The organism is uncultured Lamprocystis sp., from assembly GCF_903933125.1.
Lineage (GTDB): Bacteria > Pseudomonadota > Gammaproteobacteria > Chromatiales > Chromatiaceae > Thiodictyon.
On record NZ_CAIZIZ010000232.1, the window covers coordinates 1 to 13,313 of the forward strand.

The 13,313-nt window shown below is 65.5% G+C and carries 13 protein-coding genes; 8 read left to right on the plus strand and 5 right to left on the minus strand.

Annotation, left to right across the window (positions count from 1 at the left end):
• Positions 1–80: 80 nt before the first annotated feature.
• From QZY03_RS11500 to nifL, 5 genes are all read right to left on the minus strand, one after another.
• On the minus strand, positions 81–1,310 hold the full coding sequence (locus QZY03_RS11500) for an HlyD family secretion protein (RefSeq protein ID WP_295581115.1): 1,230 nt from the start codon (positions 1,308–1,310) through the stop codon (positions 81–83).
• A gap of 3 nt (positions 1,311–1,313) precedes the next feature.
• Positions 1,314–1,739, minus strand: coding sequence for a hypothetical protein (locus tag QZY03_RS11505; RefSeq protein WP_295581117.1), 426 nt, complete (start codon positions 1,737–1,739; stop codon positions 1,314–1,316).
• Between the two features lie 160 nt (positions 1,740–1,899).
• Positions 1,900–2,325 carry a SprT-like domain-containing protein gene (locus QZY03_RS11510; protein WP_295581119.1) on the minus strand — a complete coding sequence of 142 codons (426 nt, stop codon included), beginning with the start codon at positions 2,323–2,325 and terminating at the stop codon, positions 1,900–1,902.
• A gap of 690 nt (positions 2,326–3,015) precedes the next feature.
• Entirely contained in the window at positions 3,016–4,647 is a 1,632-nt protein-coding gene (nifA, locus tag QZY03_RS11515; protein ID WP_295581120.1) for a nif-specific transcriptional activator NifA, read from the minus strand.
• A 176-nt stretch (positions 4,648–4,823) separates the two neighbouring features.
• Positions 4,824–6,464 carry a nitrogen fixation negative regulator NifL gene (nifL, locus tag QZY03_RS11520; protein WP_295581122.1) on the minus strand — a complete coding sequence of 547 codons (1,641 nt, stop codon included), beginning with the start codon at positions 6,462–6,464 and terminating at the stop codon, positions 4,824–4,826.
• Between the two features lie 420 nt (positions 6,465–6,884).
• On the opposite strand from nifL, the gene rsxA reads away from it, so the two are divergent.
• The 8 genes from rsxA (at position 6,885) to QZY03_RS11560 (ending at position 13,139) form a co-directional block, all read left to right on the plus strand.
• The gene (gene rsxA / locus QZY03_RS11525) at positions 6,885–7,460 is read left to right on the plus strand and encodes an electron transport complex subunit RsxA (protein ID WP_295581124.1); all 576 of its coding nucleotides are present in this window, start codon (positions 6,885–6,887) and stop codon (positions 7,458–7,460) included.
• Positions 7,461–7,508: 48 nt separating this feature from the next.
• Positions 7,509–8,042: an RnfABCDGE type electron transport complex subunit B gene (locus QZY03_RS11530; RefSeq protein WP_295581126.1), complete on the plus strand. Its 534-nt coding sequence runs from the start codon at positions 7,509–7,511 to the stop codon at positions 8,040–8,042.
• A 19-nt stretch (positions 8,043–8,061) separates the two neighbouring features.
• The gene (gene rsxC, locus QZY03_RS11535) at positions 8,062–9,543 is read left to right on the plus strand and encodes an electron transport complex subunit RsxC (RefSeq protein WP_295581128.1); all 1,482 of its coding nucleotides are present in this window, start codon (positions 8,062–8,064) and stop codon (positions 9,541–9,543) included.
• A gap of 1 nt (position 9,544) precedes the next feature.
• Positions 9,545–10,636 carry an RnfABCDGE type electron transport complex subunit D gene (locus tag QZY03_RS11540; protein ID WP_295581130.1) on the plus strand — a complete coding sequence of 364 codons (1,092 nt, stop codon included), beginning with the start codon at positions 9,545–9,547 and terminating at the stop codon, positions 10,634–10,636.
• Positions 10,633–11,295 (plus strand): electron transport complex subunit RsxG, encoded by a 663-nt coding sequence (gene rsxG / locus QZY03_RS11545; RefSeq protein WP_295581132.1) that lies wholly within the window; start codon positions 10,633–10,635, stop codon positions 11,293–11,295. The genes QZY03_RS11540 and rsxG overlap by 4 nt, the downstream gene beginning before the upstream one ends.
• Positions 11,296–11,482: 187 nt before the next feature.
• Positions 11,483–12,187 (plus strand): electron transport complex subunit E, encoded by a 705-nt coding sequence (locus QZY03_RS11550; RefSeq protein WP_295581134.1) that lies wholly within the window; start codon positions 11,483–11,485, stop codon positions 12,185–12,187.
• 29 nt (positions 12,188–12,216) lie between these two features.
• Complete coding sequence (locus tag QZY03_RS11555) at positions 12,217–12,480, plus strand: RnfH family protein (protein WP_295581136.1); 264 nt, start codon at positions 12,217–12,219, stop codon at positions 12,478–12,480.
• A gap of 251 nt (positions 12,481–12,731) precedes the next feature.
• Positions 12,732–13,139: a hypothetical protein gene (locus QZY03_RS11560; RefSeq protein ID WP_295581138.1), complete on the plus strand. Its 408-nt coding sequence runs from the start codon at positions 12,732–12,734 to the stop codon at positions 13,137–13,139.
• Positions 13,140–13,313: the final 174 nt, after the last annotated feature.

Below are 13,313 nucleotides of genomic sequence, written 5' to 3' on the forward strand. Positions count from 1 at the left end.
CCCACGGGGTCGCTGCGCGACTTTCACGGTGCAAGACGACGACGGCATGCGTTTGCCGCCGCTATTGCTGGAGGCGCCGGTCAATGCCCGCCAAACACCAGAACCTGCAGCGGCAGCAGCAGCGCCTGGATGCGCAGGATCATCGCGTGCACCAGGCCGACCGCGTCGATGGCGTGGAGGCCGAACCGGCGCAAGGTCCCGATCTCCTCCGACTGCAGCGCCTCGTGGTTGCTGGTATAGGCATTGGCGATGCAGTTCCCGCCCTGGGGCAGGTCCGCCAGTTGGCCCGCGTAGAGCGGCTCCATAATGACGGTGATGGTGCCGGGACGCGCGAACTGCTGGACGTCGACCAGCGTGTCGGTCGGCCGCACCTGGCCGGCGGCGATGACGTTCTGGACCTCGGTGACGACCATCGGGACGATGACCCAGGGCTTGGCGATGCAGGTCACCTCGCCGATCATGCCCACCTTCATCACCTGCGCCTCGATCTGCCCGAAACCAGCCAGGAGGGCCGTGACCTTGCGCTCCGGCACCAGGATGCCGGCGGGTCTGAGCATCGGGTTGACCACATCGCCCGGCCGCAACGCGAACTGTTGCAGAATCCCGTCGGTCCCCGCCACGACCAGGGTCTTCTTGAGGTCCACCTCGGCCTCACGCAGCGCTGCCTCGGCGCTCGCCTTCTGGGCCGGGAGCTTGAACTCCATCTCCGAGACGACGGCCTCACGGCTCGCCAGGGCCGCGTCGAGCGCGCCCTGCTGGGTGTCGACCTGCACACGCACCCGATCGACGTCGCGCTCCGCGACCGAACCGGGACTGCGGCGCTGCACTTCCGACCGGGCCGCGAGCTCGTCGATGGCCTGCTGACGCGCGCCGCGCGCCTGGACGATACGGCCATCCGCTTCGGCGAGTTGAGACTTGGCCACCACCATCGCGGCCTCGACCTCGGCAACCTTGCGTTGGGCCGTTGCCACCGCCGCCTCCTGTTCGGTGCTGTCGAGCCGGAACAAGGGCTGCCCCGCCGCCACCCGTTGGTTCATGTCGACGAAGGTCTCAGCCACCCGGCCGCTCGTCTCCGGCAGGATCGTCACGGTCCGGTACACCGAGGTGGCGGCCTTGGTCGCGGGGTGAAAATAAAAGATCGTCGTGATCAGGCTCAAGGTCAGGATCAGGCAGAGGGTGATCCCCCAACGCAGTTCGAACCAGACCGAGAACAGCGTGATCTCGTGTCCGATCCGCTTGCCCTGGACGAAGCGGCGAAACAGGAAATCCGGCAGGATCGTCAGTGATGAGCAGAGTAGGAGTTCAAACATCGCTCAGGCCGTCCGTTGTTCGGCCGGCTGTTCCGCTGCCGGCGGTGGCGCGGCCGGTGTCGGCGCGGGCCGCGGCGCTGGTTCGCCATTCGCGGCGATCCGTTCGAGGGAGCGGGCGATGGACAACAACGGGGTCGTGAAGTCCGGCAAGGGCACCAGGGCAAGCAGCAGCCCGGCGATCCAGAAGGCGTGGTTGTGGGTGAAGAGCGCCAGGAGCCCCAGCACCGCGACGATCTGGAACTGCATCTTCTGACCGCGATGCGCCATCTGCTCAGGCAGCGCATGGAGCTTGAAGTAGAAAACACCGACGCCGATCATGGCGAGGAACACGAAGACGGCCATGGCCACGAGCAGCCAGTCGGTCTCCCCCGGCGCCACCACGAAGGGGGGCAAGTGATGTATCGCGGCCGGGTGCAGCGGCTCCGCCATCGGTGAATCTCCTGTTGGGATGGGTTGAGGTCAGTCGCCTGGCCGCGGGCGCGGAGTCTGCTCCGACGCTTATAGTACGGGTCTGATCAGGATACATGAACAGCGTCAGTTCGGGGTGATGGCGCGCTCGTCACGGCGAGCACGGAAAACATCCCAGGCGTCAATACCCCCACGCCTCATGGGCCAGCGGCAGGCGGTTCAGCAGATCCCGATACTGGGGCCACTGCGGCAGGTGGGCGTCCAGCAGCGTCTTGAACCGCGCGTTGTGATGGCGCTCCAGCAGGTGCGTCAGCTCATGGGCCACGATGTACTCAAGGCACTGCACCGGCTTCTTGGCCAGTTCCGTGTTGAGCCGGATCGCACGCGAATCGGGGTTGCAACTGCCCCAGCGGGTCTTCATCCGCTGGACGAACACCCTTCCCGCCTGCACCCCAAGGATGGCTTCCCACCGGGCGATCAGTCCGGTCGCGGCCTCCTTGAGTTGCCGGCGATACCACCCGGCGATGATGGCCTGCCGTTTCTCCTCGCTGGTGCCGGGCCGGACCCCCAGCACCAGGGCGCCGGGGGTGAGCAACAGCGCCGACATCGTCGCGTAGGAGGCCGGGTCGGTCAGGTGCTCTTTGATGATAAAGAAATATCCGTCGAATATCGCGTTTTCCAGACGGGAACTTCGGCTTAACCGGCCAGGACTCTCGCCCGACAAGAAGCGCCAAGCTTCGCTTGGCGCACTAACGTTTCGCTCATTGAACCTCTCCTGGCGTCTGTGCTCGCGGTCGCGGATGACTTGGTGGGCGCGGACGTTCCCCGTACGGGAATCCACCCGTTCGGTTTGGCTCGCCGCCTCGGTCGCTGCCGCAGTTGCAGCGCCGGGCGCGTTTCGCCCGCCTGCTCGCCCTCCGGACCAGAGGCAGACTGTGGTTCTTTCGTGACTCTTCGGCCCTTCGCTCCTCCCGGCTTTCACCGGGCGTCAACGTGACTCCGGCCTCTGCTGACTCCTGGCCCGCTCTCACACGCCAGGTCTCCCCGAGTAAGAACATGTCCTTTCGACCCGTGCCGTCAGGCTCTACCTGGTGCGTCTTTCAAGTACAGGCCCATGTCGGGCACACTGGGAGCGGCGTCCCGCCGCGATGCGGTGCCGCGGTGACCGCGAACGCTGCGGCGGCGCGCCCGGCCCCATCGCGGCAGGACGCCGCTCCCACGGGGTCGCTGCGCGACTTTCACGGTAAAGCCTCGACCTGCGGTGGCCGGAACGATGACCAAGGCCGCACTCGGCAACTCAGAACTGCCGCACTTTGATATTCAAGGTCTGGATGCGGTAGGCGATCTGGCGCGGGGTCATGTTGAGCAGGCGCGCGGCCTTGGCCTGCACCCAACCGGCCTCTTCCAGGGCGGCGATGACCCGCTCGCGCTCGTCCAGGTCCGGGTCGTCCAGATCGACCTTCGGGACGGTCTCAGCGCCTTCGGCGGCGCTGGGGCGCAGGGCCGGGGCTGGTGCCGATCCTGCGGTGCCGTTCATCGAGCGGCCGTCCCAGGTGCTGACGTCGAGCCCGGTGAGTTCGATCACATCGCGGTCGATGGTGCCGTCCTCGCTCATGACGGCCGCCCGTTCCATGCAGTTCTCCAGTTCGCGCACATTGCCCGGCCAGTCGTGGCGCATCAGGATGCGCAGCGCGCTGTCGGTGATCTGCAGGTTCCGCCCCTGCAGGCGCGCGACCTTGGTGACCAGGAAGCGGGCCAGATCCGGCACGTCTTCAATCCGCTCGCGCAGAGCCGGCATGCGGATGGGCATGACGTTGAGTCGGTAATAGAGGTCCTCGCGGAACTCACCGGCGCGCACCTCGGCCTCCAGGTCACGGTTGGTGGCGGCGATGATGCGCACGTCAACCTTCATGGTGCGGCCCCCGCCGACCCGCTCGAACTCACCCTCCTGCAAGACCCGCAGCAGTTTCGCCTGAAAGGCGGGGCTGATCTCACCGATCTCATCGAGAAACAGGGTGCCGCCGTCGGCCTGCTCAAAGCGCCCCTTGCGCATGTTGACCGCGCCGGTGAAGGCGCCCTTCTCATGGCCGAAGAGTTCGGACTCCAGCAGGTTGTCGGGCAGGGCCGCGCAGTTGAGCTTGACGAAGGCGCCGCGCGCGCGCGGCGAGTTGTAATGGATGGCGTTGGCGATCAGTTCCTTGCCGGTACCGGACTCGCCGCGAATCAGCACGGTGGTGGTCCACTTGGCGACCTGGCGCACCTGATCGAAGACGATGCGCATGGGCTGGGTCCGACCGATGATGCTGTCGAATCCGTGCGCGCCCTTGACCTCCCGGCGCAGCTTGTCGCGCTCCTCGCGCAGGGCCGCCTGATCGGCCTCGACCTTGCGGGCCAGGCGGATGGCCTGACCGATCAGATTGGCGACCATCTCCAGGAAGCGGGCACGCTGATCCAGCAAGTCGTCGACCACCGGCGGCTGCGCGGCAAAGACGCCGACCGCCCGCCCCTCGCCGATGCGGATGGGCACGCCGATGAACGGCAGGTCTGGCCGGTAGAGGTTGAGCCGGTCCAGGAAGCGCGGCTCATCACCGACCCGCGGCAGCACACACGACTGGTTCTGCTCCAGGATACGCCCGATGACGCCTTCACCTGGGCGATAGGTTACTGATTCGAAAGGGTCGGCGTCATCACTGTTGTGCAAGGCGCTGATCATCAGGTCGCCGCTCTCTTCGTCGAGCAGACTGACCAGGCCATAGCACAGCCGTCCGCGGTCATGCAGCACCCGCAGAACCTCGCGCAGGGTCTGTCGCAGGTCGAGCGAGCGGCTCAGGACGCTGCTAACCTCATAAAGCGCATCCAACTGGGCGTCGAGCAGGTCCAGTCGGGCGGCGTCCGCGGCGTCGACTGAATCCAGGGGATCTGGGTTCATTAGCTAAGTGGCGAGTGGATAGTGGATAGTGGATAGTGGATAGTGGATAGTGGATAGTGGTTAGTGGATAGTGGTTAGTGAATAGTGAATAGTGGTGAGCGAAACAGGCGATGGCGGTCTTGGTCTTTGGTCCCACGGATCCTGGTCCGCGCAGCGGACCCTACGGATGCGGCTGGTTACTGGTCCGCCGGTACGGCGCTCAGGGTCAGGTGAATACGGCAACCGTCCTGATAGTCCGGGTCGACCTCGATATAGCCGCCATGGGCATTGACGATCTCCTGCGCCATGGGCAACCCCATCCCGGCCCGGCCACGCCGGTTGCGCCAACCAATGTAGAAGGGTTCGAAGACCCGATAGCGATCCTCGAAGGGAATACCGCGACCGTTGTCCTGGACCGCGACTTCCACGGCGCCGTCGACGCTGCGGGTCGCCAACAACAAATCGCGTTGCGGACGGCCGGACTCATTCACCGCCTGAATCGCATTATCAATCAGATGCTTGAACAGCGACCGCAACGAATCTTTATGACCGGGCAGTTCCGGCAGCAGGTGTGAGGGCCGCCAATCCACCACGATGCCGGCGGCGAGCAGACGGTCAGTCTCCAATTCCAGCACCTGGCGCAGCAGTTCGTTGACATTGACCATGACACCGGGCTCGCGCGGACCCTCGGGCAAGGCCGCCTTCAGGGTATCCAGCGCCTTGGTACCGGACCGGCTGATATCCTCCAGCATCTCCGCCAGGGTCTCCAGACTCGCGCTGCCGCTGCGCGCCAGGGCCGCGGCGGCCTGGATGACGTTCATCGGCGCCTGTATCTGGTAGATGGACGCGGCCATGGTCTCATGCAAGCTATGCGTCAATTGCTGTTCCGCCAGGCGGGCGCGCAGGTTCTCCAGGTGGGCGCGCTCAATCTCCCGACGGCGCGCGGTCACCTCGTTGGCCAGCAGCAGCATGCGCCGCTCGCCCTTCTTTTGCCGCCCGAAGAACCCGCGGGCACTCGGGTCCAACTCGTCCGCCGGGGTCCCCGAGCAGGAGAACCAGCGGGGACCGCTCGATCCCGGCGCCGCGATACTGATCTCCAGGTCTTTGAACGCGCGTCCGCTCAGACACTCAACCAACGGATCCAGACCCACCTGCTCGCGCAGAGCGGCGCTGAACGCCTGCGCCGGCTCGCGGCCGGCCAGTTCACCGGAGAGCTTCTTGCACGCCTGATTATCCAGCAGCACCCGCCCTTCGGCATCGAGCAGTACCACCACCACCGGGGCGGCATCCAGCACGGTCTCAATGCGCATTTTCTGGCGGCGCAGTTCGCCCTCCAACTCGTGCACCTTGGTCACATCCCGGTGCATCCCCAGGAAATATTTGAGTCCGCCGCCCTGTTCCAACACCGGGGCGATGGTCAGCTCAGCCAGGTAGTCCCCACCCTGCCGGGTGCGGTTCACCAGGGTGCCGGTCCAGGTCTGCTTGCCCTGGATGGTCCGCCACAGATGTTGATAGATGTTCTCCGGCGTCGCCTTGTTGGAGAGGATCGACTCGTTCTCACCGATCACCTCGTCGCGGGTATAGCCGGTCAGGAGTTCGAAGGCCCGGTTGACGTAGAGGATGCGCGCCCGCGCGTCGGTGATCGAAATCGCCGACGGGGCCTGTTCCACGGCCTCGAAAAAGAGCCGTGGCGGCAGCGGGTCGGCCGCGTTCCCCGCCATCAGCGTCAACGCCTCAATGACATCTCCCGGCGTACCCGCCGGGGGCGAGGCGAGGAATTCACCCAGGGCATTCACAACGACGTGCTCCGCGGACTCCGGGTTTGGTCGAGCCGACACGGCGATCTCCAGTCAGGGTGGGTCTGTAGGTTGGGTAGCACTGCACGAAGCATACCCGAGCGGCCGCGTCCGACCAAAACCGAACTGCATGGTCGGTTCGCGGCCCCACCGGCACCAATGCCGCGAGTCCCCGACCGCGTCTCGCCGCGCGCCTTGTCGATCTTACGACAATTCAGCCGCCGTACCGCGGTCGGGTTGTCGCGTCGACCACAGCTTGGAGTCGGTTCGGGTCGCCATCCAGCGTGGACGCGCCCTGCTTCCTGACAGCATCGCAACACTAAAGCCCTGATCCTTTGTGCGGTCTGTACCGGAATCGCACGCGTGCCGGGGCGCTTCGGTGAACCACTGCCGCGGCGCCCGTAATCCTGGCACCGCGATTGCATTTGGAGTCTCAGGCTAAGTATGACGGTGGATTCGGGAATGGGTGAGTACCTGCTGCTGATCTTAGGGACCGCACTGGTCAACAATGTGGTGCTCGTGAAGTTTCTCGGGCTCTGTTCCTTCATGGGTGTCTCGAACAAAATCGACTCCGCCCTTGGCATGGGGCTGGCCACGACCTTCGTCCTCACCATGGCCACGCTTGCGGGCTGGCTGCTGGACCATTGGTTACTGGAGCCCCTTCAAATCGGTTACTTGCGTATTTTGACCTTCATTCTGGTGATCGCCGCGGTGGTGACGTTCACCGAAATGGTCGTACGCAAGGTTTCACCCGCTTTATACCAGGTTCTGGGGATCTACCTGCCGCTGATCACCACCAACTGCGCTGTTCTTGGCATCGCCTTGTTGAACTCACAGGAGGGGCACGGATTGTTCCAGAGTGTTGTGTACGGACTTGGATCGGCCTTGGGCTTCACCCTGGTCATGGTTCTATTTGCCGGGCTGCGCGAACGGCTGGCCTTGGCCCAGGTCCCCGCGGCCTTCGCGGGGTTGCCGATCGCCTTTATCGTCGCGGGTCTCTTGTCCCTCGGGTTCATGGGCTTCGCAGGCCTGGCGTGACCAACATGGCCGCCGCCTGATCGCGGACGGCCCCGGAGAAACGCAATCGTGATCATCGCCATTGGCAGTATCGCCCTTCTCGGCCTCACCCTGGGTGGCTTGCTCGGCCTCGCCTCCCGCTACCTGCGGGTCGAGGGGAATCCGCTCACCGAGAAAGTCGCCGCCCTGTTACCGGGCTCCCAATGCGGCCAATGCGGCTACCCCGGCTGCGGCCCGGCCGCGGAGGCCATCGCCTCCGGCACGGCTGCCGTCACAATTTGCATTCCCGGCGGTCGGGCAGTGGTCGAGGAACTGGCCAGCCTGCTCGGCCAAGCGGTCAACCTGGCGGGCGTCGCCGAGCAGGCCCCGACCGTCGCGAACATCAATGAGAACCTGTGCATCGGGTGCTGCAAGTGCTTCAAGCGCTGCCCGTCGGACGCGATCATGGGGGCCAACAACATGATCCACAGCGTCTTCGCCGATGCCTGTATCGGCTGCGGAAAATGCTTCGAGGTCTGCCCCACCGAGTGCATCGAGATGCGGCCGGTGGCTCCCACCATGCAGACCTGGTTCTGGCCCAATCCGGCCCAACCGGGCGCCTGATCTGGATGAGCGTATCAAGATGAAACTCTTCAACATCCGCGGCGGCGTTCACCCGGAAGACCGCAAACACCTGGCAGCCGACCAGGCCATCGAAGACCTGCCCCTGGCGCCCTTGCTGCATGTTCCCCTACAGCAGCATATCGGCAACGCGGCCACACCCGCCGTGCGCCGCGGCCAGCAGGTGGCCAAGGGTGAGTTGCTGGGCACCGGTCAGGGCCCCATTTCCGCCCCGGTGCATGCCCCGACCTCCGGGCGCATCATGGGAATCGGCAGCTTTCCGGCGCACCATGTCTCCGGTCTCTCGGTACGGACCATCACCCTGCAACCGGACGGGAAAGATCGGTGGTTGGAGGGCATTGAAGGCGTGCCCGATCCGTTCACCCTGGACCCCGATGAGATCGCAGCCCGGGTCGCCGCGGCGGGCATCGTCGGGATGGGCGGTGCCACCTTCCCCTCGGCGGTCAAGCTCAATCTGCGTAAGAAATACCGGCTGCACACCCTGGTCATCAATGGAGCCGAGTGCGAACCCTATCTGACCTGCGATGACCGACTGATGCGTGAGCACACCGCGCAGGTTCTCGACGGCGCCCGCATCATGGCCCATGCCCTGGGGATGACGCAGATCATCATCGCCATCGAGAACAACAAACCCCAGGCCCAGGCGGCGATGACCCAAGCGGCCGCGGATCACGCCGCTGTGCGGGTGGCCGGCCTGCCCATGCGTTATCCCATGGGCTCCGAAAAACATCTGGTGCAGACCCTCACCGGCCGCGAGACCCCGGCCCGCGGACTCACGGCCGACATCGGGGTGGTGGTCCACAACCCGGCCACCGCCTTCGCGGTCCACCAGGCGCTGCGCCTGGGCTGGCCCCTGATCGCGCGTCTGGTCACCGTCAGCGGCGGCGCCATCACCCGGCCGCGCAACCTGCGGGTGCCGCTGGGGACGCCGGTGCAGCATCTGATCGACTATTGCGGCGGCTTCCGGGTGGAACCCACGCGCCTGATCAGCGGCGGACCCATGATGGGTAACCCCCTGCCCGGCACCCGGGTCCCCATCGTCAAGGGCAGCAATGGGGTCCTGGCCCTGACCGCCGAAGAGGTCAATGCGCAGGCAGCGGCGCCCTGTATCCGCTGTGCCAGCTGTGTTGCCGCCTGTCCCTGCGGCCTGTTGCCGCTGCAGATGGCCGCTCATGCCCGCGCCGGTGACCTGGATGGAACGGTGCGCCTGGGGTTGATGGACTGCATCGGCTGCGGGTCCTGCTCCTACGTCTGCCCCGCCCATATCCCGTTGGTTCAGTTCTTCAACTACGCGAAAGGCGAGATGGCCGCCCGTGGGCGCGCCAAACAGAAACAGGCCGAGACCAAGCGTCTGATCGAGCAGCGCACCGCGCGCATCGAGGCGATCCAGCAGGCGAAACGCGAGGCCATGGCCGCGCGTAAACGGGAAACCGCCGGCAAGCCGCCGGCCCAGACACCGGCGGACCGCCGGGCCGAGGCCTGAGATGTATAGCGACACCCCGATCGCGGGACCCTACGCCCATGAGCGGACCAGCGTCTCGCGGATCATGGTGCTGGTGGTCCTCGCCCTGGTCCCCGCCACCCTGTTCAGCCTGTGGCAGTTCGGCTGGCCGGCGATCTTCCTGTTCCTGATCACGGTCGGCACCTGTCTGATCGCGGAAGCCGCCTGCCTGCGGGCGGCGGAGAAGCCGCTGCGGCCCAGCCTGCTGGATGGCTCGGCCCTGCTCACCGGCTGGCTCCTGGCCATGAGCCTGCCGCCCTGGGCGCCCTGGTGGATCGGCGTCCTGGGCGGGCTGATCGCCATCGTGGTCGCCAAACAGGTGTTCGGCGGCATCGGCCAGAACCTGTTCAACCCGGCGATGGTCGCGCGGGTGGCGCTGTTGATTTCCTTTCCGGCCGAGTTGACCCGGTATGTGGCCCCGGCACCGTTGTTCTCGCCGCAAGCCCCTGGATTCGGCGAGGGCCTGGCGATCACCTTCGGCCTGGACGGTCCCGACATGGTGACCGGGGCGACGCTGCTCGGCCAGGTCCGCACTGACCTTGGCCAGGGCCATCCCCTCCCCGACATTCTGCCCGGCATCTATCAGCCCTGGTCCGACGCGGTCGGCACCCTGGCCGGCAGCATGGGTGAGACCTCCGCCCTGCTGCTGCTGCTCGGCGGGCTCTTTCTGCTCTCCCAGCGGGTCATCACCTGGCACATCCCCGTCGCCACCATCGTCACGCTGGCCCTGGCCGCGACCCTGATGAACCTGTATGACCCGGCCCACTACCCCGATGCCCTTTATCATCTGGTCGGCGGAGCCACGCTGCTCGCGGCCTTTTTCATCGCCACCGATCCGGTGACCTCGCCGATTTCCCCGCGCGGGCAGTTGATCTTCGGAGCGGGGTTGGGCGTGCTGATCTACAGCATCCGCACCTGGGCCGCGTATCCGGAGGGGGTCGCCTTCGCGATCCTCCTGATGAATACCTGCACCCCCTTGATCGATCACTACGTTCGACCGCGCGTCTACGGACGCGACCGCAAGGGCGCCCCGATCGAATACGCCGACGACGCCGACACCGAGGTGACCCGATGAGCACCGCAGTCCAGGCCAGCCTGCCGCGCGGCATTCTTTACCAGGCTCTGTTGCTGGGCAGTTTCACCTTGCTGGCCGCCGCCCTGCTCGCGGTGGCCGACCGGGTGACCCGTGAGCCCATTGCCCTGCGTCACGCCGAGGACCTCAACGCCTCGCTCAGTCAGGTGATTCTGGCGGGCATTCACGACAACGACCTGGCGGCCAACCCGCTCACCCTGACCGACGCTGCCGGCGCCCCGGTCCTGGTCTACCGCGCCCTGCGCGAGGGTCAGGTCACGGGGGTGGCCTACCAGGTGATCGGCAACGGCTACGCCGGCGAGATCACCGTGATCCTGGCCCTGGATGCCGAAGGCCAGGTGCTCGGCACCCGGGTCCTTGCCCACAAGGAGACCCCAGGACTGGGCGACAAAATCGAGGCCGCCAAGGACGACTGGATCCTCGCCTTCAACGGCCGCTCGCTGGGCGACCCGCCGGCTGAACGCTGGGGCGTGAAAAAGGACGGCGGCGTCTTCGACCAATTCAGCGGGGCGACCATCACCCCGCGGGCGGTGGTGCGCGCTATCAAGGGCGGACTCGAATTTTTTGCCGCGAATCAAACGGATCTGTTAGCCCCGGCACGGGAAGCAACCGTCCACGACAACGCGAAACAAGTGCATTAGGAAACACCGTTGACGTCTCGGTCGTTGTCGTTGTCGTAATCGAGCGTTCTATCGAAACCCGATCAACATCGACCTGCGCATGCCCACACCGAATCGCTTCTCCGATTACGACAACGACAACGACAACGAACCCGTTACTCAGGCGATTGCCGACCGGATCTGATCGTTGCCAAACCAGGAGTCTCCCATGACCGATGCCGCCAAACCGAAACCCGCCACCGACTGGGGCCGCATCACCCGCGACGGCCTGTGGGGCAACAACGTCATCCTGGCTCAGGCGCTGGCCCTGTGCCCGACCCTGGCGGTGACCAGCACCGCCACCAATGGACTGGGCATGGGCCTCGCCACCACCGCCGTGCTGGTGCTGTCCAATCTGCTGGTGTCCCTGCTGCGCGGGATCATCACGCCCGAGGTTCGCATTCCCGTCTATATCGTCTTGATCGCCACCCTGGTGACCCTGGTGGACCTGGGTCTCAATGCCTATGCGCATGAACTGCACAAAGTCCTTGGGCTCTTCATTGCCCTGATCGTGGTCAACTGCGCCATCCTGGGGCGCGCCGAGTCGTTCGCCTCAAAGAACCCGGCCGCCGCCTCCGCCCTGGACGGCCTCGCCATCGGGCTTGGGTTCACGCTGGTGCTGGTCGTTCTAGGCGGGGTGCGGGAGGTAATCGGCAGCGGCACCCTGTTCGCCGGCGCCGCGCAATTGCTCGGACCCTCATTCGGCTTCCTGGAACTGCACCTGATTCCGGACTATCGGGGCTTTTTGCTCGCCATCCTGCCGCCTGGCGGCTTTCTGGCCTTGGGCTTCCTGCTCGCCGGCAAGCGCCTGATCGATGCGCGGGCCGCCGCGAATCGCCGGCGGCAAGCGAGCGCGGAGCCGGTCTTAACCTGATCTCGCAACATTGGAGTGGAGTTCATTTTATGCACGTCGGCATCGCGTACGCGGACAAATTCAAACAGACCTGGCTCAAGCTGGACATGCCGGACGGCAGCACCGTGCGCGAGGCCATCCTGCGCTCCGGCCTGCTCAACCAATTCCCGGAGATCGATCTCGACCGCAATCAAGTCGGCATCTTCGGCAAGATCACCCGTCTGGACGCCAAGCTTGCCGACGGCAACCGGGTCGAGATCTACCGCCCCATCATTGCCGACCCCGAGACTGTGGAACGGCGTGACCGCGATTGATGAGAGTTGCGTTGTCAGGGCTTCCAGCCCTGACTGTTCCAGCCCCGACACCACCAAGCCAAAATGGCCTGACGACGCACTTTCACGGTAAGCTTCGACCTCCAGTTCACGGCGCCTGGCGTCGGTAGTCAAAAAGACACTCGACATTCATCGGTTTCTCTGCTATACGCCCCTGTATACAGATTGCGCGCGGAAACCGTTGATATGACACCGGACCCCGACTACCGCTTTTGCGTGAGCCCCATCGCCCGATGGGAAAGCTAGCCAAGCACCGCTTACCGAGCCCGGCGGAACCAGCACCCGAACCGGCCCGCCAATGCTGGCTGGTGCGCCACCCGGATGGTTCCGTTGCCGCGCATTCATTCACCCCACCCGCGACCTACGATGAGGTTCGCACCTGGTACCCCGACGCCCTGAGCATCGAACCCGAGCAGCCGGCAGAACCGTTCTCAGATCCGGACCTGCTGCCGGATTCGACGCTCAGGCCCGCAACGCCCGTCACCTGCGGCACCTGTGCCCATTGGGTGCGGGATCCGATCGGCGACGGCGCCGGACTCGGCATCTGCCTGGCGGATGCCCCGGCAAGCCGCGAGCCGGGTTCATTGTGGCCAGCCGTAAAACTCTACTGTCGGTACCATAGCGATTCAGACAGACGATGAGCGGCGTACCCGCTCGACGGCCTGAATGATCGTTCCGGCCGCAAGGAAACCGGAGGTTGAGGCTTACCGTGAAAGTCGCGCAGCGACCCCGTGGGAGCGGCGTCCCGCCGCGATGGGGCTCGGCGCGCAGCCGCGGCGTTCGAGCTCACCGCGGCACCGCATCGCGGCGGGACG